The 23,463-nt window shown below is 59.5% G+C and carries 21 protein-coding genes; 15 read left to right on the top strand and 6 right to left on the bottom strand.

What is annotated here, in order from left to right:
• Nucleotides 1–83 precede the first annotated feature (83 nt).
• Nucleotides 84–3,194, top strand: a complete 3,111-nt coding sequence (locus tag DX909_RS14085; protein WP_128545823.1) for a PVC-type heme-binding CxxCH protein — start codon at nucleotides 84–86, stop codon at nucleotides 3,192–3,194.
• Between the two features lie 88 nt (nucleotides 3,195–3,282).
• Complete coding sequence (locus tag DX909_RS14080; RefSeq protein WP_128546026.1) at nucleotides 3,283–4,218, top strand: hydroxypyruvate isomerase family protein; 936 nt, start codon at nucleotides 3,283–3,285, stop codon at nucleotides 4,216–4,218.
• A gap of 69 nt (nucleotides 4,219–4,287) precedes the next feature.
• On the opposite strand, the gene DX909_RS14075 is transcribed toward DX909_RS14080, so the two are convergent.
• The 3 genes from DX909_RS14075 to DX909_RS14065 form a co-directional block, all read right to left on the bottom strand.
• A complete protein-coding gene (locus tag DX909_RS14075) occupies nucleotides 4,288–4,599 on the bottom strand; it encodes an isoamylase early set domain-containing protein (RefSeq protein WP_128545822.1) in 312 nt (103 codons plus the stop codon).
• A 163-nt stretch (nucleotides 4,600–4,762) separates the two neighbouring features.
• Complete coding sequence (locus DX909_RS14070; protein WP_206513004.1) at nucleotides 4,763–7,060, bottom strand: TonB-dependent receptor; 2,298 nt, start codon at nucleotides 7,058–7,060, stop codon at nucleotides 4,763–4,765.
• A gap of 146 nt (nucleotides 7,061–7,206) precedes the next feature.
• A complete protein-coding gene (locus tag DX909_RS14065; RefSeq protein ID WP_164851282.1) occupies nucleotides 7,207–7,572 on the bottom strand; it encodes a DUF8478 family putative metalloprotein in 366 nt (121 codons plus the stop codon).
• Between the two features lie 201 nt (nucleotides 7,573–7,773).
• Between DX909_RS14065 and DX909_RS14060 the strand changes: the two genes are divergently transcribed.
• Together DX909_RS14060 and DX909_RS14055 are read left to right on the top strand one after the other, a co-directional pair.
• Nucleotides 7,774–8,967, top strand: coding sequence for a Gfo/Idh/MocA family protein (locus DX909_RS14060; protein ID WP_128545820.1), 1,194 nt, complete (start codon nucleotides 7,774–7,776; stop codon nucleotides 8,965–8,967).
• Nucleotides 8,968–9,210: 243 nt separating this feature from the next.
• Nucleotides 9,211–11,589, top strand: coding sequence for a PAS domain-containing sensor histidine kinase (locus tag DX909_RS14055; RefSeq protein WP_128545819.1), 2,379 nt, complete (start codon nucleotides 9,211–9,213; stop codon nucleotides 11,587–11,589).
• A 2-nt stretch (nucleotides 11,590–11,591) separates the two neighbouring features.
• Here DX909_RS14055 and DX909_RS14050 read toward each other — a convergent pair whose 3' ends face one another.
• Nucleotides 11,592–12,323 (bottom strand): GntR family transcriptional regulator, encoded by a 732-nt coding sequence (locus DX909_RS14050; RefSeq protein ID WP_128545818.1) that lies wholly within the window; start codon nucleotides 12,321–12,323, stop codon nucleotides 11,592–11,594.
• 131 nt (nucleotides 12,324–12,454) lie between these two features.
• On the opposite strand from DX909_RS14050, the gene DX909_RS14045 reads away from it, so the two are divergent.
• The 8 genes from DX909_RS14045 to DX909_RS14010 all read left to right on the top strand — a co-directional run bounded on the left by DX909_RS14045 (nucleotide 12,455) and on the right by DX909_RS14010 (nucleotide 20,083).
• Nucleotides 12,455–13,255 (top strand): SDR family NAD(P)-dependent oxidoreductase, encoded by an 801-nt coding sequence (locus tag DX909_RS14045; protein ID WP_128545817.1) that lies wholly within the window; start codon nucleotides 12,455–12,457, stop codon nucleotides 13,253–13,255.
• Nucleotides 13,252–14,136 carry an ROK family protein gene (locus DX909_RS14040; RefSeq protein WP_128545816.1) on the top strand — a complete coding sequence of 295 codons (885 nt, stop codon included), beginning with the start codon at nucleotides 13,252–13,254 and terminating at the stop codon, nucleotides 14,134–14,136. Before DX909_RS14045 ends, DX909_RS14040 begins: the two co-directional genes overlap by 4 nt.
• A gap of 25 nt (nucleotides 14,137–14,161) precedes the next feature.
• Complete coding sequence (locus DX909_RS14035) at nucleotides 14,162–14,986, top strand: sugar isomerase domain-containing protein (RefSeq protein ID WP_128545815.1); 825 nt, start codon at nucleotides 14,162–14,164, stop codon at nucleotides 14,984–14,986.
• A gap of 24 nt (nucleotides 14,987–15,010) precedes the next feature.
• The gene (locus tag DX909_RS14030; RefSeq protein WP_128545814.1) at nucleotides 15,011–15,889 is read left to right on the top strand and encodes a sugar phosphate isomerase/epimerase family protein; all 879 of its coding nucleotides are present in this window, start codon (nucleotides 15,011–15,013) and stop codon (nucleotides 15,887–15,889) included.
• Nucleotides 15,890–15,899: 10 nt separating this feature from the next.
• Nucleotides 15,900–17,288 (top strand): FAD-dependent oxidoreductase, encoded by a 1,389-nt coding sequence (locus DX909_RS14025; RefSeq protein WP_128545813.1) that lies wholly within the window; start codon nucleotides 15,900–15,902, stop codon nucleotides 17,286–17,288.
• On the top strand, nucleotides 17,285–18,259 hold the full coding sequence (locus DX909_RS14020; RefSeq protein WP_128545812.1) for a phosphotriesterase family protein: 975 nt from the start codon (nucleotides 17,285–17,287) through the stop codon (nucleotides 18,257–18,259). The genes DX909_RS14025 and DX909_RS14020 overlap by 4 nt, the downstream gene beginning before the upstream one ends.
• Before the next feature lie 14 nt (nucleotides 18,260–18,273).
• The gene (locus tag DX909_RS14015; RefSeq protein WP_128545811.1) at nucleotides 18,274–19,302 is read left to right on the top strand and encodes a methionine synthase; all 1,029 of its coding nucleotides are present in this window, start codon (nucleotides 18,274–18,276) and stop codon (nucleotides 19,300–19,302) included.
• A 67-nt stretch (nucleotides 19,303–19,369) separates the two neighbouring features.
• Entirely contained in the window at nucleotides 19,370–20,083 is a 714-nt protein-coding gene (locus tag DX909_RS14010; RefSeq protein ID WP_128545810.1) for a glycosyltransferase family 2 protein, read from the top strand.
• Here DX909_RS14010 and DX909_RS14005 read toward each other — a convergent pair.
• Complete coding sequence (locus DX909_RS14005) at nucleotides 20,069–20,563, bottom strand: PIN domain-containing protein (protein ID WP_128545809.1); 495 nt, start codon at nucleotides 20,561–20,563, stop codon at nucleotides 20,069–20,071. The two genes, DX909_RS14010 and DX909_RS14005, sit on opposite strands and share 15 nt — an antisense overlap.
• Nucleotides 20,560–20,826 (bottom strand): hypothetical protein, encoded by a 267-nt coding sequence (locus DX909_RS14000; protein ID WP_164851281.1) that lies wholly within the window; start codon nucleotides 20,824–20,826, stop codon nucleotides 20,560–20,562. The genes DX909_RS14005 and DX909_RS14000 overlap by 4 nt, the downstream gene beginning before the upstream one ends.
• A 38-nt stretch (nucleotides 20,827–20,864) precedes the next feature.
• On the opposite strand from DX909_RS14000, the gene DX909_RS13995 reads away from it, so the two are divergent.
• The 3 genes from DX909_RS13995 to DX909_RS13985 are packed head-to-tail and all read left to right on the top strand — an operon-like array spanning nucleotide 20,865 to nucleotide 23,452.
• Nucleotides 20,865–21,761 carry an MBL fold metallo-hydrolase gene (locus DX909_RS13995; RefSeq protein ID WP_128545807.1) on the top strand — a complete coding sequence of 299 codons (897 nt, stop codon included), beginning with the start codon at nucleotides 20,865–20,867 and terminating at the stop codon, nucleotides 21,759–21,761.
• Between the two features lie 36 nt (nucleotides 21,762–21,797).
• Nucleotides 21,798–22,985, top strand: coding sequence for an FG-GAP repeat domain-containing protein (locus DX909_RS13990; RefSeq protein WP_128545806.1), 1,188 nt, complete (start codon nucleotides 21,798–21,800; stop codon nucleotides 22,983–22,985).
• Nucleotides 22,982–23,452, top strand: a complete 471-nt coding sequence (locus tag DX909_RS13985) for a GNAT family N-acetyltransferase (RefSeq protein WP_128545805.1) — start codon at nucleotides 22,982–22,984, stop codon at nucleotides 23,450–23,452. The genes DX909_RS13990 and DX909_RS13985 overlap by 4 nt, the downstream gene beginning before the upstream one ends.
• The last annotated feature ends 11 nt before the right edge of the window (nucleotides 23,453–23,463 follow it).

Genomic DNA, 23,463 nt, shown 5'->3' with positions numbered 1-23,463 from the left:
AAAAATACGGCCTTGTCTTTACTGTGAAGGTTTATTAGTACATTTACACGATATATTCCAACCCCAAAACCTACGGGTCGTTTATGAAATCAAACCGTTTTGCCTCGGGCTTCCGCTTTTCGCGCCGGGCCTGGGCACTTTCAACGGCCGGACTGCTTGCCGGGGGCGTTCTGATCGGTGCGTATCAGAATACCAACCTCAACCAGGCATCCGGCGAGTACCTCGAACGCCTTTTTTCTCAGCTCAGCGACGACGACAAACACGACCCCAAATACGCCGTCGGAAGTCTGAACATTGCTCCCGGTCTGGAAGCGAAACTGTTTGCCGCCGAACCCATGCTGACCAACCCGACCAACATCGACGTCGATGCCAAAGGGCGGGTGTGGGTCTGCGAAGCGTATAATTACCGCGCCGGCATCAACGGTAACCCGACCCGCCCCGAAGGCGACCGCATTCTGATTCTGGAAGACCAGAACGGCGACGGGCAGGCCGACGTCACCAAGACCTTCTACCAGGGCACCGATCTGGTTTCTCCGCTCGGCATCTGGGTGCAGGGCAATAAGGTGATCGTTTCCGACAGCCCCAATGTATTCGTATTTACGGACGAGAACGGCGACGACAAGGCCGATAAGAAAGAACTCCTGTTTACCGGCATCAGCGGCACCGACCACGACCACGGCATGCACTCCTTCGTGTTCGGGCCGGACGGAAAGTGGTATTTCAACTTCGGTAACGAGGGCAAACAGATCCGCGACAAGGACGGTAAACCTCTCTTCGACCGCACGACCGGCAAGGAGATCACCCAGCCGAACTACCGGCAGGGCATGGTGTTCCGCTGCAACCCGGACGGCACCGAACTGGAAGTACTCGGACATAATTTCCGGAATAACTACGAGGTGGCGGTCGACTCCTACGGCGCCCTCTGGCAGTCGGACAACGACGACGACGGCAACAAGGGCGTGCGGATCAACTACGTCATGGAATTCGGTAACTACGGCTTCACCGACGAGATGACCGGCGCGAGCTGGCAGGCCAACCGGACCAACATCGAGCCGGAGATTCCGCTGCGCCACTGGCACCTCAACGACCCCGGCGTCGTGCCGAACCTGCTCCAGACCGGAGCCGGCTCCCCGACCGGTATTATCGTTTATGAAGGCAAGCTGCTTCCGGCTACCTTCCAGGGGCAGGTGATCCACTGCGACGCCGGACCGAACGTCGTCCGGGCCTACCCGGTTCAGAACAGCGGGGCCGGCTACAAGGCCGGCATGGTGCCGATTCTTGAAGGCGCCCGCGACCAGTGGTTCCGGCCTTCGGACGTCTGCGTGGCCCCCGACGGCTCGCTGATCATCTCCGACTGGTATGACCCCGGTGTCGGCGGTCACCAGGCCGGCGATCAGAACCGGGGCCGCGTTTATCGCGTCGCTCCTCCCAACACACCGTACCGCCTGCCAAAGGTCGATCTGACCACAACCAAAGGCGCCGTGGAGGCCCTGCAAAGCCCGAACATGGCGATTCGCTATGCCGCCTGGAACACACTCTATGGCCTGGGTGCCAAAGCCGAAAAAGACCTGGCAAACCTGTATAAGACGGCCGCCGACCCCCGCATGAAAGCCCGCGCCCTCTGGCTGCTGAGCAAACTGGAAGGCAAAGGGAAGAAATACGTGGAAACCGCCCTGAAAGACGCCGATCCGAATCTGCGCATGGCCGCCCTGCGGGCCGCCCGCCAGATGAAAACCGACATTATTCCATACGTAAAACAACTGGCGAACGACCCCAGCCCGCAGGTACGTCGCGAGTGCGCCATCGCCCTGCGCCGGAACAAATCACCCGAAGCGCCCGACCTGTGGGCGAAGCTGGCTTCGCAGCACGACGGGCAGGACCGCTGGTATCTGGAGGCACTCGGCATCGGCGCCGACGGCCAGTGGGATACGTTCTACCCCGCCTGGCTGAAACATGCCGGCATCAACCCGATCGGCACCCCGGCCGGGAAAGACATCGTCTGGCGGGCCCGCACCAAAGACGCCGTGCCCCTGCTGGCCCGGCTGGCCTCCGACCCGCAAACCGATCTGAACAGCCGCCTGCGGTATTTCCGGGCGTTCGATTTCAACCCCGGCGGGGTGGAGAAATCCAACGCGCTGCTCGGCATCCTGAAACAGAATCAGAACGACGCCCAAATCAGCAAACTGGCCCTGCGCCACCTCGACCCGGCTTTCGTCAAACAATCGGCGGAGGCATCGGCGGCCCTCGGTAAACTGCTGACCGACCTGTACGGCACGCCCGAATACCTTGAACTGGTCAGCCGGTATGAGCCGAAAACCGAAAACCAGCGGCTGCGGCAGCTGGCAATGGATAAAGCCACGGAGCGCGTCGGCCGGGAGGCCGTCCGGCAGTTGCTGGTGCAGGACGGCGGGCCGATGGTCTGGGAAACCCTCAACGGCGGCAATGCCGAATCGGCCGCCAGGATGATCTCGGCGCTTCGCAGCGTCGGCACGAAGGAGTCGCTGGAGATTCTCCAGACCGTGGCCCTCGACGAAAAACGGACGGATGCGCTCCGGAGGGACGCCGTCCGGGCCATCGGAGGGAGCTACAACGGCGAGGACCTGATTCTGGCCCTGCTCAAGTCCGGCCAGATCAAGGACGACTACAAGAAAGCCGCCGTTCAGGGCGTCGCCAACAGCTGGCGGAAGAAGGTACGGATGGAGGCCGCCGGTTATCTTAACGGCGGAAAAGGCACCGAAGGGAAGAAAATGCCGGTAATTCCGGAATTACTGGCCCAAACCGGTGACGCCGGACGGGGTCTGAACGTCTATAAGAACAACTGCGCCATCTGCCACCAGGTCAACGGCGAGGGCATGGACTTCGGGCCGAAGCTGTCGGAGATCGGCAGCAAACTTCCGAAAGAGGCTCAGTATCTGGCGATTCTGTATCCGGATGCCGGGATCAGCTTCGGCTACGAAGGGTATGAAGTGAAATTCAAGGACGGCAGCACGGTTTCCGGCATCGTCGCCAGCAAAACCGAATCCGACCTTCAGATGAAGTTCCCGGGCGGAACGACCTCGAACTACAAAATGAGCGACGTCGTCTCCCTGAAGCAGATGGACTCGTCCATGATGCCGACCGGCCTTCATGAAAATATGTCTACGCAGGAGCTGGTCGACCTGGTCGAATATCTGGCTTCCCTGAAGAGAAAATAACAGAACCGAAAGGAAGAAATCAGGCTGAGAGGCTCTTAGCCTGATTTCCTCCCTTCCTCCTCAACTCCTCTAATCACCATTTTCAATGATTCAACGACGCGATTTTGTCAAATCAACGCTGGGCCTGGCCGGTGCTGCCCTGACGGGGGTGGCCGTAGCGGGAAATCCGGGCCCTAAAACCCACACAATGGCGAAAAACCAGTTCAAGTTACGGTACGCTCCCCACTTCGGAATGTTTGAGAACAGTGCCGGCAAAGACCTGATCGACCAGCTCAAATTCATGGCCGACATGGGTTTTATGGCGCTGGAAGACAACGGCATGATGGGCCGGACGCCCGAAGTGCAGGAGAAAATTGCGAAGGAAATGACCCGGCTCGGGATGAAGATGGGCGTGTTCGTCGTCGACAAGGGCGGCAACGGGCAGAACACCCTCGCAGCCGGTAAACAGGAGCATATCGATATCTTCCTGAACGGCTGCAAACGTGCCGTCGAAACGGCCAAGCGGGTCAACGCCAAATGGATGACCGTCGTGCCGGGCGACTTCGAGCGCAACCTGCCCATCGGGATTCAGACCGGCCACGTCATCGACGCACTGCGCCGGGGGGCCGAGATCCTGGAGCCGCACGGCATGACGATGGTGCTCGAACCGCTCAGCGATACGCCCAACCTGTTTCTGCGCACCTCCGACCAGACCTACGAAATCTGCCGCGCCGTCAACAGCCCGGCCTGCAAGATTCTGTTCGACGTCTATCACATGCAGAAGAACGAAGGACACATCATCCCGCACATCAACTGGTGCTGGAGCGAGATCGGTTACTTTCAGATCGGCGATAACCCCGGCCGGAAAGAACCGACGACCGGTGAAATCAACTACAAAAAAGTGTTCGAACACTGCTATAAGAAGGCCAAAGCCGAGAACAAAGACTTCATCTGGGGCATGGAACACGGAAATGCCAGACCCGGGAAGGAAGGGGAAACGGCGCTGATTCAGGCCTATGTGGAGTCCGACAGCTTCGTCGTTTAACCCGGACGGAATCCATTAAAAAGCCCGGCCGCAAGGCCGGGCTTTTTTGTTACCGATGAGCGGGTCAGATTAGAGAACGACGACCGAGTTGTCTTCGGATGAAACGCCACTGGTGACGAATTTGTCGGCCTCCTGGTCGTTGATCCATTTGTCACCATCGATCAGATATCGGAACTGGAACTCCTGACCGACCGGCAGTTCAAGGGTGGTCTTATAGGAGCCGTCTTTCTGCTTCTTGAGGGGAGCGGCTTCAGCGTTCCAGCCGTTGAACTCGCCAACCAGAGCTACCGATGAGGCACCATTGACGGTGTCGGCCGGCAGCGAAAATGTAACTTTGCAAATTGTAGGCTTGCTCTTCAGGTACTGCTTTGCAAGGGCCATATAGCGAATGTGTGTTTGGTTTGCGGTTACAAATTTATATAAATAAATCAGTAACGCAATGGTTATCAAATCATTAAACCGAATACTTCTTCAGAAAGTCATATTGTTCGGTGCAATAATTTAAAAAATCCATTGAAACTACAGACTTTCATGCGTTAAAAAATTATCGAACGGTGTACCGGATTCCCAGAAAGCCCCGGATGCCCTGGTTGGGGGCAAACACGTAATTCGGATCGAACGTGAGCCGGTAAGGATTGCCCGGCGTCGCCACCACCTGCCCTTCCCGGTCGAACACCACCCCCCGGTCGAAGGGGTCGAAGGCCCGGGCGATGCTGTTGGCCGGGGGCGTAAAGTTCAGCAGGTTCTTGATGCCGCCGTAGACCTCGAATCCGTTGTCGAACTTCTTGGTCAGCTGGATGTTCTGGATGCTCCAGGTAGGCGAGTAGGCCGCCCGGGGGTCTTCCGGACTCAGTCGCGGCAGCCGCATCGGACCGTAGAGGTTGCCGGTATAGTCGGCCGAAAACCCGCGTCCGAAGTCGTAGGAAACGTTCCAGGTACCGGTAATGCGCTCGGTCAGCAGCTGGCGCGTCCGGACCTCGCGGCCGTCGGCGTCGTCTTCTACCTTATAGACGTCCATCAGTGTCGCCCCTACTACCATCTTCAGCGGGAAGGCGAACGTCGCATCCAGGTTCACGCTCACGCCCTTGGAGATTGAGTGCCCCTTCAGGTTGTCGAAGAAGATCTTGTTCGGATCGGTGTCGTAATCGGCGATGATGCGGTTCGTGAAATACGTGTAAAAAGCGGTAGCGTCGATACCCAGGAAACCGTTGTTGAATACGATCTGCCGCGTGTAGTTCAGGTTGACGTTCCAGCTCCGTTCCGGTTTGAGTGCATCCTGCACCACCACCTGACGCGCTCCGGTCAGGGCGGCATGGTCTTCCGTGAACAAGTTCACCACCCGGTAGCCCGTGCCGGCGTTCAGGCGGATGACATTATCCTTGTTCGGCGACCATTTGTAGGAGAAGCGGGGCGTCAGGATGCTGCCGTGCCGCGAATTGTAGTCGTATCGCAGGCCGAGCAGCAGCTTATGTTTTTCATTGAATGTAAATTCCGGCTGGACGAAAATCCCCGGCAGCACGATCCGGTCCGGGCGGTTTTCGGGCCGCAGGGAGTCGGCCGAAGCCGTGGCCGGCGTATTGTCGTCGTAGAAGGTGTATCGGAACGGCGTCCCGACCAGCAGGCTCACCCGGGAGTTGAACTGCTTGTCCCACAGAAACTGCCCGAACAGAATCCGCTGTGTCGCCATGTAGGCCGTCGTGCCGTAATACGAATTCTGATGATGGCTGTTGAACGACGACTGAAACGTGATTTTTTCGACTGTCGGCAGCTGGTAGGCTCCGATCAGCTCGACGCGCTCCGTGAAGATGCTTTCCCCATACAGCCGGTCACCGCCCCGGTAGGATTTGTTCCAGCCGATCTGCCCGCCCCAGCGGTCTTCGTAATAATACCGGGCCGCGAGATTCGCCAGCCGGTTTTCGGCCCGTTCGAACTGCCACTTGTTAAACAGGGAAATTCGGTTCTGCTGCGTCACGTCCGTGAAGCCGTCGCCGTTCTTGTCGTAGGGATGCTGAAAGTTGAAATAGTTCAGACCGATCAGCGAGTTGGCTTTTCCGGCCCGGAATTTCACACCGAGGTCGGCATTGTATTCCTGCCAGGTCGTACCGAACACGTCGGCCGTCACGGTCGGAGCTTTCAGCGGGTTCTTCGTAATGATGTTGATCAGACCGGCCACGGCTTCGGAGCCGTAGAGCGTCGAAGCCGGCCCCTTGACGATCTCCACCCGCTCGACGAGCGAGTTCGGGATCCCCGAAAGACCGTAGACCGTAGACAGGGAGCTGACGATGGGCATCCCGTCCAGCAGCACCATCGTATATGGTCCTTCGAGGCCGTTGATGTGGATATCGCCGGTATTGCAGACGTTGCAGTTTAGCTGCGGCCGCACGCCGTTGATGTTCTGGAGGGCGTCATAGATGTTGGGCGTCGGGTTTTTCTGGAAAAACTTTGGTGTGAAAATCTCCACCGGCACGGCGCTTTCCAGCTTCGAAACTTCCTTCATCGTTCCCGTCACGACCACTTCGCCCAGCGTGTTCGGCGACTCGCGCAGCTCGACGTTCTGCCGGAGCGTCTGGCCGGCCGCCAGGGTGACGGTTTTCTGGTAGGTGCCGTAGCCGACCAGCGAGACGTTCAGCTGGTAGCGGCCCGGCGGGATGCCCGTCAGCCGGTAGTTTCCCGCGCTGTCGGTCAGCAGCCCGAACCGGGTGCCTTTCAGGGCGACCGTTGCCAGTTCGACCGGCTTCTGATTCGACAGGATCTGTCCCTCGACGGTAGCCGGCGATTGAGCGTGGGATAGAGACAAGGCGCTGATTACTAATGCGATAAAAAGGTAAATGAATTTTTTCATGGTTGTATTGAAAGGGATGGAATAAAGGGATGGCCCGGACGCGCGCCAACGTGGCGATCCACCGCGCCGAACAGGGCGGTTACCGGAACGATTGACGGCGGGCAGGTTCAATCAGGCCGCAGGGTAGCGACGCAAACGCAGGAATGCTACCCGACAACCGGCGGGCCGCGATGCGAAAAGAAGGGAAAGTAATGTGTGAAGAAGAGCGTCTGAATGACCTGGAACACCCGAACGACCGGCATCGGCCGGACTGCCAACACGAACAGCAGCGGCATCGAACCGTCGTAAAGAACGTTCGAGAGGGTTTCGAGCCAGAACAGCTCGTTGTTCGTGTGGGTGTTGGGCTGGTAGGGGCTGTTGCCGACCGGCTTGTAGGGGTGGGCGTGGACGATGATGCGTCCGCTGGCAAGTCGGTGGGCGTGTCGGAACACCACGGAGTTCACCAGCATGAGGCTGAATAAAATCAGCAGCACGCGTGCGATCCTTCGTCGGCAGTCCGGAAGCCAGTACATCGCTCTTTATAAGAAGTTGATTAGCACAAATGTAACCATGTTCCGCAAAATACAAAACAAATTTAGACTAATCTAAATTTTCTTTTCCAAACGGCCGTACAATGGGGTTAATAGTTTTTTTAAATAGAAAGCAGGCAGTACATTTTTGGACTTAAGCTATATTTGGCCGATTCTTTTCTCAATTTATCCTTACGTCTCAAAATGCAAAAAATCGCCATGCTGGGTTCCGGCTTCATCGGCCGGTTCTACGCCGAGTCAATCCACGGCCAGCGCAGCCGCGACCGTGTGGTTGCCATCTACGCCCGCCGGGAGGAAAGCGCCCGCAAGTTTGCCGCCGATTACGACTGCCCGATCTGGTCGACCCATATGGAGGAGATCATTGCGCATCCGGAAGTGACGATGGTCTGCATCGCCCTGCCCAACAACCTCCACGAAGAAGCCGTCCACCTGTGCGCCCGGCATAAGAAAGCCGTCGTCAGCACGAAACCTCTGGGCCGGAACGGCGAAGAGGCCCTGCGCATGATGAGGGCCGTCGAGGAAGCCGGGATTTTTGCCGGATATCTGGAAGACCTCTGCTATACGCCCAAATTCCTGAAGGCGATGCAGAGCGTCAGAAACGGGGCGCTGGGACGCATTCTCTGGGCCAAGTCGCGGGAGACGCACCCGGGGCCGCACAGCGAATGGTTCTGGGACAAGGAGCAGGCCGGGGGTGGCTGTATGCTCGACCTGGGCTGTCACTGCGTGGAGATTGCGCGGAATTTCATCGGGAAGGATGTCCGGCCGGTGGAGGTGATGTGCTGGGCCGCCACCCAGGTGAAACCCATCGACGCCGAAGACCACGCCATCGCGCTGGTCAAATATGAAAACGGTGCCATCGGGCAGTTTGAGGTGAGCTGGACCTTCCGGGGGGGCATGGACCTGCGCGACGAGGTGATGGGTACCGAGGGAACCATCTGGATCAACAACTTCCTGCGCACGGGCTTCGAGATGTTCACGACCGGCAAGGGCGCGGATTATGTAGCCGAAAAAGCCGAGAGCAGCACCGGCTGGCTGTTTCCCGTGGGCGACGAAGTCAACGACCTGGGTTACAACCATATGTTTACGGATATGTTCAGCGCCTGCGAGGAGGGCCGCGCACCTTCCGAAACCTTCTACGACGGTTATATCGTGAATGCGGTACTGGATGCGGCCTACCGCTCGGCCGAAACGAAACAGTGGGAGCCGGTGCACCTGCCCGTCTGGCGGGGCCGCGAAGGGCTGTCACAGGAGTCGACGCTGGTCGATTACGACGAGAATTATTACCTGATTAAGGAGGAGGTCACCCACGACGGGCGCCATAAGGTCATCCTGAAGGACAAACAGACCGGCAAGATTCTCGAACGCGACCTCGTCTGAAGCTAAATCTGCCTGGAGATCAGCCACTTTTGCCGAAACCGGCAAAAGTGGCTTTCCTATCTTTTAATTAAGTCCGTAAATTGGCATTCCACTCGTAATTCATTCGGCTTTTGCGTATAATTAGGAAAGTGTGCCGCCCTTCCGAACCCTAATCCGTTCCGACCGTTGATCAATCCGACCGTACATGAATCCCAATCCTCAGAGCTGGTTTTTTCCGGATTGCCGGAGTATGCCCGTTTCCTGATGACTTCCTGTCCGGACGAGTTTGCGGGGGAGATGCTTCGGCTTTCCCGTCAGGCCGATCTGCCCATGCTGCGGTACCTTCCGTCGATGACGGAGGAGGAACTGCTGGCCTATACGAAACAGTCGGTGATCCAGTTCCTGGAGTGTTTCGTCGAAAACCGTACTACCGAATTTGTGGAGGAGTCGCTCGACCGCTGGCGGCAGAACCAGTTAAAGCTGGTCGGGCGGGAACAGATTTCTCCGAGAGACATTTCCCTGATCGGTTACATTCGGAAACAGGCCTTTCTGACGTTTCTGCCCCGCTACACCCAGGACCCGCTTCAACTGGTCGGAATCATCCGGGAAATCGACGATTATGCCCTTTACCTGCAGACGCGCGGAACGGAAATGTACGTCGGCCTGATGCGGGAGGCCATCGAGGAACAGCATTATTTCAACGAGAAGCTGGCCGGGACCTCCCCCGGCGTCATTTACGTCTTCGACCTGCTCCAGCAACAGGAGGTCTACTCCAACCGGAAAGTGGAGCAGCTGCTGGGCTACTCGCATGAGGAACTGCTGGAGATGGGGTCGCGCTACCTGGAGATCGTTCAGCATCCCGAAGACCTTCCGCGCGTGCTGGCCCACTTCCAGGCCTTCGATACGGCCGCCGACGGCGAGGTGCGGACGTTTGAACACCGCCTGAAGGCCAAATCCGGTGAATACCGCTGGATCCGGAATTACGAATCCGTGTTCCGGCGAACTACCGACGGCCGGCCCTGGCAGATCATCGGCATCGGCCTCAACATCGACAACGAGAAGAAAAATACCGAACAGCTTCTGAACCGCGAAGCCCAGCTTCAGGAAACCGTCCGGCTCTATCACCAGACCCAGGCCCTGACCCACATCGGCAACTGGACCTGGGACATCGCCACCAACCAGGTACACTGGTCCGACGAACTGTTCCGGATCTACGGCCTTGAACCGCAGTCGGAAGTGATTTCATTCGAGCGGTTCCTCCGTCTGGTGCATCCCGACGACCGGGAGACGGTTACGCGGCAGGTCCGGGAGTCACTGGAAACCGGGCAGCCCAATGACTTTCACCACCGCATCGTCCGGGTCGACGGCACCGTCCGGGTGCTTCACGCCCGCGGGGGCGTCATCCTGGACGACAACCACCGGCCGGTGCGGATGCTCGGGACGGGGCAGGACGTGACGGAACCCTGGACGGCCGGGCAGGAACTCCGTCAGCAGCAGATTTTTATCCAGAAAATTGCGGATGCCGCCCCCTCGCTGATCACGACCTTCAACGTCCGGACGGGCCGCTATCTGTTCGTCAGCCAGGGAATCGAAAAGATTCTGGGCTACTCCGCCCGGCAGGTTCTCGACGAAGGAATCGGTTTCCTGATGACGCTGATCCACCCCGACGACCTGACCCGCATCATGGAGGAAAACCAGCGGGCGGTCGAAGAGGCCAACCGGGTGCAGGGCGCCGGAACCGACGAGAAAGTGGTCGAATTCCGGTACCGGATGCGAAACCGTTCCGGGCAGTATCTCTGGCTTCAGACTTTCGGAACGGTCTTCGACCGGACGCCCGACGGCCTGGTGGAACATATCCTGAACATCTCGCTCGATATTACCGGCCAGGTCGAGGCCGAGCAGAAAGTGGAGGAAAAACAACGCCGGCTGGAGCAGTCGAATGCCAGCCTGCGGGAGTTTGCCTACATCGCCAGCCACGACCTCAAGGAGCCGCTCCGCAAAATTTCGACCTTCGGCGACCGGATTCTCCAGACGCAGCACGAAAAAATGGACGCCGACGGGCAGTTGTACCTTTCCAAAATCATCGATGCCGCCGTCCGGATGCACGCCATGATCGGCGACGTGCTGTCGGTTTCGCAGCTCACCTCCGAGCAATCGCAGGAGACGGTCAGTCTGCAGGGCATTCTGGACGAAACGCTCCAGGCACTCGACCACCAGATCGAACAGAAGGCCGCCGTGATCCGGTCCGACGGCCTGCCCCAGGTGCCGGTGGTGCCGACCCAGTTCCGGCAGGTATTTCTCAACCTGCTGACGAACGCCCTGAAATTCGCCCGGACGGACCGGCCGCCGGAAATCCGGGTTACTCACCGGTATCTGCACCCGGGAGAAGAAACGCCGTACGGCCTGCTGTCCGGCCGGCGCTATCTGCAGCTTTGCTTTTCCGACAACGGCATCGGCTTCGACAACCGCTTCGCCGGAAAGATCTTTGCCATTTTCCAGCGGCTGCACGGCCGCAATGAGTTCGAAGGAACCGGCATCGGTCTGGCAATCTGTAAAAAGATCGTCGAGAATCACGGCGGTGTCATCACGGCCGACGGGTCGCCCGACCGGGGAGCCACCTTCACCATCGTCCTGCCGGCCTGAGGTCAGAACCGGCCGTGCAGAATGAAGGAGTCGGTTCGGGCGTACAGCGAAGAATAGAAACTAAAATCCGAGCGGTTGGTATCGATGCGTTTGTCGAGCCGCAGCACGGGGCTTCCCGACGGCACGTTCAGCACGCGGGCCAGCTTTTCGTCGGCGCCGGCGGCCAGCACTTTCTGTTCTCCGCCCTTCACCAGCAGGCCGTATTTGGTCCGCAGCAGATCGAACAGGGAGCGGTTTTCAAGCCGCTGCCGCGAGAAGCCGGCCAGATACCGGTTCGGCAGGATGAGCCGCTCGAAGAATACCGGTTCGTCGTCGACGGCCCGCACCCGTTCCAGATAATAAAAGCCGGTTTTGACGTCTTCCTCCGAGGGAGAAAACAGCACCTCTTCCGGAAATTCCTGCACGTGCGGCTTGTGGAGAATCACCGTCGTGATCCGTTCGGTCCGGCGGCTGGTGCCCGTATTGGCGAGCCGCCCGACAATCGACATCACGCCCAGCCCGATCGGCAGCGGCTGCACGATACTGCCCTTGCCCTGGTGCTTGCGGATGTAACCGTCCTGTACGAGCAGCGAAAGCGCCTGTCGGATGGTGGGCTGGGTCAGGCGAAACTGGTTCTGAAGGTCTTTTTCGGAAGGCAGCAGGTCGCCGGACTTGAAATCGCCCCGGATGATCTGCTGGCGTAGGATTTCGTAAAGATACTGGTACTGAGGGATGCGTGTAGGCCGGTCGTTCATCGAAAAAGGGTATTGCTGAACAAGTATACGAAAAATGATAAAATCGCCAACTTATTATAATAAGTAGTAGGATTTATGAATGTCGCTTTCTACCTTCGTTACCCGGAATTCAGCAGTCGTTTTTATCGCGTATGGAACAGCAATGGTTAGGCGGAAAGGCAATCGTCGTGGTCGGTGGAACCACCGGTCTGGGGCTGTCTGCCGCTCAGGCCTTCATCGAACAGGGCGCCCGGGTGGTGGTCGTCGGCCGGAATGAAGAGAGTTGTAAGGCCGCCGAAGCCCTGCTCGCCGGTTACGGACGGGCCCTGAACGGCGATGCGACCGACCCCGCCACGGCGGTCTCCGCCATCACGCTCTGCCGGGGTGAATTCGGTCGTTTCGACGGGCTGTATCATGTGGCCGGCGGGAGCGGTCGGCGTTTCGGCGACGGGCCGCTGCATGAGCTGAGCCTCGACGGCTGGAACCGTACCTTCGAACTGAACCTGACCTCGCTTATGCTGTCGAATCAGGCGGCCGTCCGGGCATTTCTGGAGCAGAATACCGGCGGCACCATTCTGAACATGGGGTCGGTGCTGGGCTTTTCGCCCTCGCCCCGGTATTTCGCCACCCATGCCTATGGCGCCACCAAAGCCGCCATCATCGGATTCACCAAATCGATTGCGGCCTATTACGCGGCCAGCGACATCCGGGTGAACGTGCTGGCGCCCGCCCTCGTGGAAACGCCCATGGCGCAGCGGGCCGCCAATGATGCCGCCATTCTTGATTTCATCAAAACCAAACAGCCCCTGGACGGCGGCCGCATCGGCCGGCCGGCCGACCTCGACGGGGCCGCCGTCTACTTCATGTCGGACCTCTCGCGGTACACCACCGGGCAGGTGCTGGCCGTCGACGGCGGCTGGGAAGTCAGCGAAGGACAATTCGGACAACCATGACGATAGGCATCGACATCGGCGGCACCCGCATCAAGGGCGTGCTCATCGACGCAGCGACCGGCAACGTTCTGCACCGCGTCGTCTGTCCGACCAACGACAGCGAAGACGGCCGGTGGAAATCGGCCGTACTGGATACGTTCCGGCAATTGAAAGCCGCTGCCGGCGGGCCGGTAACCGGGGTGGGTCTTTCCGCGCCGGGCATCCCGAACCCCGCCAACGACGCCATTCTCTGTATGCCCGGCCGCCTGCCGGGGCTGGAACACTTCGTCTGGGCGGACTACTTCGGTGCGCCGGTCAGGGTGCTGAACGATGCGCACGCAGCCCTCATGGCCGAAGCCCGCTACGGAGCCGCCCGCGACATCCGGAACGCCCTCATGCTGACGCTCGGAACCGGGGTGGGCGGGGGGCTGCTCGTCAACGGGCAACTGTATCAGGGCTATTTCCAGATGGCCGGCCACCTGGGCCACATTACTACCGATGCCGACAGCGACTATCTGGGAATCAGTAATATGCCGGGAAATATCGAAGATGCCATCGGTAACTCGACGGTGGCCCGGCGCTCCTACGACCGCTACAAAACCACCCACGAACTGGTGGACGCCTACCGGCAGAACGAACCGCTGGCGACGCTGGTCTGGCTGACCTCGATCCGCCGGCTGGCCGTCACGATTGCCGGTCTGGCGAACGCCTTTTCGCCGGAGGTGGTGGTGCTGGGGGGCGGCATCGTACAGGCCGACGACGCCCTGTTCGGGCCGCTGAAGGCGTTTCTGGACGTTTTCGAGTGGCGTCCGGCCGGTAAATTCACCACCCTCCGCAAGGCCCATTTCGAGGACTGGGCCGGAGCGATCGGGGCCGCCGGGGCCGTGGGGGGGGAGGGTTGAAAAACAAAAAATAACAACCAACAGGATGATACAGGAATATCTCAAAAAAAGCCGGGCGATCATCGACGCCGTGGAGCGGCAGGAGGAGCCGCTTCGGCAGGCGGCCCGGTGGTTTGCCGATACGATTCTGGCGGGCCGCATGGTACACGTCTTCGGCTCGGGACACAGCCGGATCATGGTCGAGGAGATGTGGCCGCGCTACGGTTCGTTTCCCGGCTTCAACCCCATCGTCGAGCTTTCGCTGACGTTCCATAATCTGGTGGTCGGAGCCAACGGGCAGCGGCAGGCCATGTTTCTGGAGAACGTGTCGGGCCTGGCCGAGCGTATCCTGCGAAATTATGATCTGTCCGGGCAGGATACGGCCCTCGTCATTTCGTCGAGCGGCTGTAATGTCGTGCCCGTCGAGATGGCCGAAGGCTTCCGCCGGCGGGGGATCCGGGTGGTGGCGCTGATTACGAAGGAACACTCGGAACAAAGCACCAGCAAACGCGCCGACGGCCTCAAGCTGGGCGATTTCGCCGATCTGGTGCTGGACACCGGCGCTCCGGCGGGGGATGCCATGGTGAGCGTGCCGGGGCTGGATACGCCGGTTTCGCCGGGAAGCACCGTCGGCGGGGCGCTGATCATCAACTGCCTCAAAGCCGAGGTGGCGCGTCTGCTGACCGAAGCCGGGCGGCCGCCGAAGGTGCTGAGCAGCGCGGCCGTGGTCGGCTCGGAGCGGGCCGTCGAGCTGTTCGAGGCCGCCTACGACGAACACGCCCACCGGATCGCGAAGCTGTACGCCCAGGTCGGTTTTCCATCGTACGTCAGTGAGGCCGCCGAATCCGGCGTACCTGCCAATACCCGCTAAAATCCCGGCAATCCCTTCAAATTCATGCTGAATCGTCGTTCCTTCCTGGCGGCCGCAGGAGCCTTCGCGCTGACGGATGCCCTTTCCTTTCAGAACCATAAACCCGTAGTCGGAATGCACGTCTGGGTGTATTCGTCCGACAAACCCGGTTTCGACTGTTTTCCGGTGCTGGATCAGGTGTTTGCGGACGTCAAATACGCCGGGATCGGAGCCGTGGAGCTGATGGACGTCAACCTGCGTCATGACGACGCCGTCGAGCGGATCGGGGAGATTTCCCGGAAACAGGGCGTGCCGGTCATCGGAGCGTCGTATAGCCAGCCAATGTGGGATAAAAGCCGGCAGCCGGAAATTCTGGACGACGCGGCTAAGGTGGTGGAGCGGCTGGGTAAACTGGGAGGCCGGACGCTCGGCATCTCGGTCGGCAGCGCTCCGAAGAAGAAAACGCCTGAGCAGTTCGACGCGCAGGCCGACACGCTGAAACGGATTCAGGCGATTTGTCAACAAAACCGGGTCGTACCGAACCTGCATAACCATACCTACGAGGTGGCCGACGACCTGTACGATCTTCAGAATACGCTGCAGCGCGTGCCGGATATCGCCCTCGGCCCTGACCTCGACTGGCTGTTTCAGGCGAAAGTCGACGTGCTGACGTTCCTGGAAAAATACGGTGAAAAGATCGTCTACCTCCACCTGCGCGACCACCGCTGGACCGGCACCTGGTCGGAGGCCCTCGGTGAAGGCATCACCGACTTCGGAGCCATCGCCCGTCAGCTGAAGAAAATCCGGTTTGCCGGCGACCTCACTGTGGAGCTGGCGTTCCCGGGCGGTTTCAAACCGACGCGGCCCCTCCGCGAAAGCCTGAAAATGAGCCGGGAGGTAATCCGGCAGAAATTTGGAATCTAACCCCTCTCGTATGTTCTCGTACTTCAACACCTCCCGGGTTCCGCTGCTGGCCGAAACCGATATTCTGGTGGTCGGGGCCGGGTCGGCGGGCTGTGTGGCGGCTCTGGCGGCTGCGGCCGGGGAGCGGTATTCGGTCATGCTCGTGGAGCGCTACGGCTTTCCCGGCGGTACCTCGACCCAGATGCTCGACACCTTTTACGGCTTCTTTACGCCCGGCCCGGCTCCCCGCAAGGTGGTCGGCGGCTGGCCCGACCGCGTAGTCGACGAGCTCGATCGGACGGGCGACATCTTTCTGCGGCCCAACACCTACGGGGCCGGAACCGGCGTCAATTATAATCCTGAACGGCTGAAAACCGTCTGGGACCGGCTGATCCTGCAACACGGCATCCGGTATCTGCTTCATACCACCCTGGTCGACGTGGCCGCCGAGGGCGAGCGGTATGCCTGCATTTTCTGGAACAAAGGCGGTTTTTACCGCGTGGTCGCCCGGCGGGTGATCGACGCTTCGGGCGACGCGGACTTCTGCCACCTGGCCGGTTTCGAGTACGAGCGGGCCGGCGACGCCGAACCCGCCCAGAGCCTGACCACCACCTTCCGCATGAGCAACGTCGATCTCGACCGGTATGAACGCGCGGGCGGTAAAAGGATGCTGAAGGAAAAAATGCACGAAGCCGTCGACACCGGCCGGCATCCGCTGCCCCGGCGCGACGGCTCGGCCCACGAAATGAACGCCCGGAACTGCATCTCGACGGTGGCCGTGAAAGTGGCCGGACACTCCGCACTCGATGCCGAATCGCTGACGGAAGCGGAGGTGGAAGGCCGCCGGCAGGCGTTCGTTTACGAAGCGTTTTTCCGGGATAGCGTACCCGGTTTTGAAGCGTCGTCCATCATCGGCCTGTCGCACCAGATCGGGGTCCGCGAAACCCGGCGGGTCTACGGCCTGCACCGGCTGACGAAGGAGGAATGCATGGCGGGCCGGATTCCCGACGACACGATTCTGCTCTGCGGAGCGCCCATCGAAGACCACCGGCAGGGCCGGAACGGTGAGGACGAAACCCACTGGGAATACATCCCCGGCCACGGGGTATACGGGGTACCCTACGGCACGGTGGTGCCGCGCGGCAGTTCCACCGTCTGGGTGGTGGGGCGGTGTTTTTCCGCCACGCACGACGCCCACGCTTCGTGCCGTTCGATGGCTCAGACCATGTCCATGGGGCAGGCGGCCGGGCTGGCGGCCGTGCAGTCGCTGGTGCGTGACGAACCCGCCGGTCAGGTGGAGGCAGGTGGGCTGCGGGACCGGCTGCGGCAGATCGGGGCCGTGCTGGAACTGCCGGAAACCGTGGCCGATACGTCGCGATATGGCTGGAAAAGAAAGCAGAATGTAAACGTTGGACGATGAGCTTCGTACGAACCGTTTTGGGGGACATCGAGCCGGAACGCATGGGCGTGACCTATTCGCACGAACACGTCATCATCGAGGAAAGCTTTCCGACGCTGGGCAACCCGGATTTTCTGCTGAACGACGTCGATAAAGTGGCCGAGGAACTCAGCCGGGTGTATGAAGCCGGGGGCCGGACGATGGTCGATACCATGCCCGCCAACTGCGGCCGCAATGTGCTGAAACTGGCGGAGGTGGCGCGTCGGAGCGGTATTCAGCTGATCGCCCCCACCGGCATCCACCTGGAAAAGTATTATCCGCCGAATCACTGGCGGTATGCTTATTCGGAGGACCAGCTCACCCGGCTGTTCATCGCCGACATCCGGGAAGGCATCGACGCCCATGACTACAACGGCCCGCTGGTGGAGCGGACGCCCTACCGGGCCGGACTGATCAAACTGGCCACGGGCGACGACCCGATCACCCCGCATCAGGAGAAAATCTTCCGGGCCGTCGTCAACGCCCACCGCGAAACCGGCGCCCCCATCCTGACCCATACCAATGCAGGAAAACAGGCGCTGGAACAGGCCGAGCGGTTTCACGAATTAGGAGCTGACCTGGAACACGTCGTTCTCTCGCACGTCGACCGGCGGCCGGACCCGGACTACCACCGGGCGGTGCTGGAAACCGGTGTGCGGCTGGAATACGACAGCGGCTTTCGCTGGAAACCGGGTGAACCGAACGGCACCTACCAACTGCTCGAAGCTCTGCTGCCCGAGTTTCCCGACCGGCTGACCGTCGGGATGGATGCGGCCCGGTCGAACTATTGGCAGTCGTACGGTGGAAAACCGGGCCTGACCTGGCTTCTGACCACCTTCCTCGACGACCTGAAAAGCCGCCATCTCGATTCCTACATCAAAAACCTGTTCATCGACAACCCCAAACACCTCTACACCTTCACCCAACGAACCCCTCAACTCCCAAACCCCTAAACTCCCCAACCGATATGCAACCCATCCCCATTCGAACCACCGTCATCGGCAGCTATCCGTTTCCCGGCTGGCTCGAATTTGCCACTCAGAACCTGGACCGGTTCGGGCCGGCCGACATCGAGGAAATGATCGAAGATGCGGTCGTGGCCGCCGTCCATGACCAGACCACCGCCGGGTTAGACGTCATTTCCGACGGCGAACAGACCCGTCTGGACTTCAACCTGTCGTTCTACGGTTACATCCAGGGCCTTCAGCCGAACCATGCCGAAACCCGCAAATTCGGTCCGGCCGCTCATGACCAGCGGGGCCGCCACTCGATCGTGGCCGAGCTGACCGCACCGAACGGTCTGGGTGCCGTCAAAGAGTTCCAGCGGCTTCGGAAGCTGGCTCCGGCCGGACCGACGCTGAAAGCTTCCGTTCCCGGTCCCTATACACTCAGCGGCCGGATGCTGCCCAACGAGCGTTACAAAGACCGCTACGACATTACCGAGGCCCTGCTGCCGATTGTCCGGAAAGAGCTGGAAGACCTCGTGGCGGCCGGCTGCACCGAGATTACCGTCGACGAGCCTTCCATGTCCTGTTATGCCTACCGGGAGGATACCCGCCGGTTTGTCGATATCTTCAACCGCACCGTGGCGCCGGTGGTGGGAAAATGCCGGCTGTCGACGCACCTCTGTTTCGGGAATTTCAAGGGGCGGCCCGTCGGGTATCGCAAGATTCACCCCATGCTGCCCGATTTTCTGGACCTGACGGTGGATGAAGTCCATGTCGAGATGGCCAACCGGGAATTCGACGAGATCGAGCGGATCGCCGACTTTGCCGAAAGGATGGACGTGGCCGTCGGCATCATCGACGTGAAGAACTATTACATCGAAACCGTCGAGGACGTGATGGAGCGCATCCGGATGTGCCTGAAATACATTCCGGCGGAAAAGCTGGCCGTGGCCCCCGACTGCGGGTTGAGCCAGACCGCCCGCTGGGCCGCCCGCCGGAAGTTAGCCGCCATGGTGGAGGGGGCCCGGAGGATGCGGCAGGCCGATTGATCGCTTTGCGCCAACATTCCAGGGGGTTAAATGGTTGTTTAGAGCAAAGAACAACCGCGTGTGGCGTATGGAAACAAAGTGTGGAGTGTCCTGCATCATTCCGTTTTACAATGAAGGAGAACGAATTTTTTCCGTATTGGATAGTGTGACCAGCCTCAACGTGTTCGACCGCATCATCTGTGTGGACGACGGTTCCGAAGACGACACGCTGGCCCGCATCCGGCAGCGGTGGCCCCGTATCACCGTGATCCGGCTTCCGGAAAATCAGGGCAAAACGGCCGCCATCAAGCAGGGGCTGAAATCCGTTCACACGCCCTACGTGATGCTGATGGACGCCGACCTCCAGAATGTCGACCGGGAAGAACTGAAACAGATTGTGCAGGGCGTGGAGAATTGTCCTGACGTGGACATGATCATTCTGCGCCGGCTGAATGCCGAATGGTTCGTGAAGATGAACCGCGCCGACATTCTGCTGTCCGGGGAGCGGATTCTGCGGACCGAGGACCTGCGAAAAGTACTTGAGGACCGTGTGGAAGGCTTTCAGCTGGAACTGGCGGTCAACGAATATATGTGGAAGAACCACAAGAAGGTCCGGTGGGTGCCCTGGTCGGCTACCAATACGTATAAGATGGATAAGCGAGGGCCGGTCGAAGGCTTTTTCAAGGATTTTCTGATGTATGCCGACATCGTGCACTACGTCGGTATCGCCAGCTTTGTCCGTCAGGTCGCCAACTTCGCCCGCAAGCCGCTGCCGGCCGGCCGGTTTTTACAGACCCAGTAAACTACTGGTTCGCAAATGGTTGAAATTCAGAGCCGGCAGGTGTTGGCTTTCCAGATAGTAATAGAATTTCAGATCATCCGTCAGGACTAGATAGTTCTTCTTCGCGAAGGCCATCGAGACCGTATCGCTCAGGCCGAACCTGGCGAAGAAACGAGTCTCGGCGTTCATCACAGGCCGACTGGGGAAAGAGAGTTCTTCAATAGTTTCAATCAGGTGAGGAAGAACGGAAAGCACTGGGTTTCCTTTATACGACAAGCCTTCGATCAGATTGCTGACCTCTGTGAGAATATTCGTGGTAGTAACCAGTTTTTTGAAAAACCGGGTAAATTCTACCAGAAGGAAATAATCTTCCCGGGTATAGGCGCTCGTTCGTTTATCTTTCCCGATCTGGGACGGTTCTAAATATCCAATGACGATGAGGATTAGAATGTTTGTATCGACAAGCAACCCTTCGCACTGCCAAAATTCCTGTCTGGTCACTTTTGTAGTTCTCTAATTTTCATTGACAATACCTCTCCATTATCGGCATCGATTTTAAAGGTTTTATATTGCTTCTCAAAACCGGTAAGGTTGAGAATGGGAGAGGTCGGCCGTTCGGGTTTAATAAAAAAGCTGAGGGTGACCAGCCAGTGCTTTCTTTCTTCGTCCATTTCGACTTCTTCCAGAAGAATATCCTGAATACCTGGTAACAATTCTTTCAGGTAATTATAGGCCTGGTGGGCCGCGTCTTTAACCCCAATCATGATTTCTGTAACTTGCTTCGACAAAGATAACTTTATTCATGAAGCAATTGATTCCTGCTTTTCAAAAAGATCAGGCGCTGCTGGCCGACATCGAGGCCGCCCGTTTGCAGCCCGGACACCTGCACGTCTGGTGGTTGGGGCAGAGTGGGTTTCTGCTCCAGTGGGAGGGCCGGCATCTGCTGTTCGACCCCTATCTGTCGGATTCGCTGACCCGGAAATACGCCGGAACCGATAAGCCGCACGTGCGGATGTCGGAACGGGTGGTGGCCCCCGAACGGCTGACGATGATCGACCTCGTCACCTCCAGCCATAACCACACCGACCACCTCGACGCCGAAACCCTGCAACCCCTCTTTGCCGCCGGCCCGACGGCGCAGTTCATCATCCCGGAAGCCAACCGGGCCTTCGTGACCGAGCGCCTTCGCTGCGACCCGGCTTTCCCCCTCGGCCTGAACGACGGGCAGACGGTATCGGTCGCCGGTTTTACGGTCCACGGCGTCCCGGCGGCTCACAATGCGCTGGAGCGCGACGAACAGGGCCGCTGCCGGTTCATGGGCTTCGTGGTCCAGGCCGGCCCCTGGTCGGTCTATCACAGTGGTGATACGCTGTGGTACGACGGTATGGAGGACGTTCTGAAGCCCTTCGCCGTCGATATTGCATTTCTGCCGATCAACGGCAACAAACCCGAACGGCGCGTGGCCGGCAATCTGAACCCGGAAGAGGCCGCCCGGCTGGGCAGAGTCATCGGCGCCGGCCTGGTCATCCCGCACCACTATCACCTCTTTGAATTCAATACCGAAGACCCCGAACACTTCGTCCGGGAAGCCGGGCGGCAGGGAACGCCGTACCGGGTGCTGCGGCCGGGTGAACGCTGGAGCGGCAGGAAGGATTCGGGCCGAACCCTTGAAAATGGCCCGCCGATTGCCGAATATTGAGGAAAGTACATCCGTTCCAAACCCCCTTCCTTTCCGATGAGAACCCTGATCACTTTTCTGCTCCTGATCGGCCCGCTCTACGCCCAGACACCTAATTTTAAGATACAGGTCGTCGATAACCAGATCGCGATCGGCTACGGCCTGGCCGTCGGCGACGTCGACGGCGACCGGAAGCCGGACATCCTGATGGCCGACCAGAAGGAGTTCGTCTGGTACCGCAACCCCGGCAAGGCCGGTGATGCCTGGAAGCGTCACGTGATGGCCGCCAATCTGACCCCGCAGGATAACGTCTGCATTGCCGCCCGCGACATCGACGGCGACGGCCGCGTCGAGGTGGCCGTCGGAGCAGGCTGGAATCCTTCCGAAACGAACGACACCACCAAATCCGGGGCGGTATTCTACCTCATCCGCCCGAAAGATCCTACCCAGACCTGGGAGCCGGTCCGGCTGCATCACGAGATCACGACGCACCGGATGCGCTGGGCCAGGGTCGGGAATAACCAGTATCAGCTGATCGTGGTGCCGCTGCATGGGCTGGGTAACAAAAACGGCGAGGGTCGGGGCGTGCGGGTGCTGGCCTACGAGCCGCCCAAAGATGTCCGGAAACCCTGGAAAAGGATGATGGTGGATTCGGCGCTGCACATGACCCACAACTTTGAAATCTGGGAAGACGCCGGGGAAACCCGGATGCTCATCGGCAGTAAGGAAGGCGGTAAACAGGTCGCCTACCGGAACGGGCGCTGGATGCCCGTCGACCGATGGATCGGCGCGGGCAACGGCATGGGTGAGGTTCGGCGGGGATTTCAGGGGGACCGGAAGGTGCCGTTCGTGGCTTCCGTCGAACCCATGCACGGCAATAAACTGGTGGTTTATAAAAACGGCCCCATCGCCGATGCCCCGAATCAGTTGATGTACGGCGTGCAGCAGACGCTCACCGAGCAGCTGAGCCAGGGCCACGCACTGGTCTGCGCCGACTTTCTCAAGCTCGGTTCGGATCAGGTGGCCGTCGGCTGGCGAAACCCGAATGCCGACAAGAAGGTGGGCGTGCGGCTGTTCGTGCCGGACAATACCCTCCAGACCTGGAAAGAATACCCGCTCGACGACAGCGTAATGATGGCCTGCGAGGACCTCCAGGCCGCCGACCTCGACAACGACGGGGATCTCGACCTGATCGCGTCGGGCCGGGCAACGCTGAACGTGCTTATCTACTGGAACCAGCGATGAAGCCGGACGACGAGACCGAAATTATCGATTATGACCCTGCTTACCGCGATGCCTTCCGGGACCTGAATCTGGAGTGGATCGAAATGTATTTCAAGGTGGAGGAACCGGATCGAAAGGCCCTCGGTGATCCGGAGGGATATATTCTCAGCCGGGGAGGGCGGGTTTTCTTCGCGCGGTACGAGGGTGAGGTCGTCGGCACCTGTGCCCTGCTGAACGCGGGCGACGGGGTGTTCGAACTCGTGAAAATGGCCGTCGCGCCCAGAGCGCAGGGAAAGCAGATCGGCAAAAAACTGTGCCTGCATGCCGTAGAGGAAGCCCGGCGGATGGGCGCCCGGCAGGTGTTTCTGGAGTCGAATACCGTCCTGACGCCCGCCATCGAACTGTATAGAAAAGCCGGTTTCCGGCAGGTCGACCTCATTCCGTCGCCCTACCGTCGGTCGAACATCCGGATGCAGATCGATTTGTGAACCGGAAACCA

Origin of the sequence: Larkinella soli (assembly GCF_003703975.1) — a bacterium.
GTDB lineage: Bacteria > Bacteroidota > Bacteroidia > Cytophagales > Spirosomataceae > Larkinella > Larkinella soli.
The sequence above is the reverse complement of the archived record's forward strand: the minus strand, read 5'-3'. Positions and strand labels throughout refer to the sequence as shown.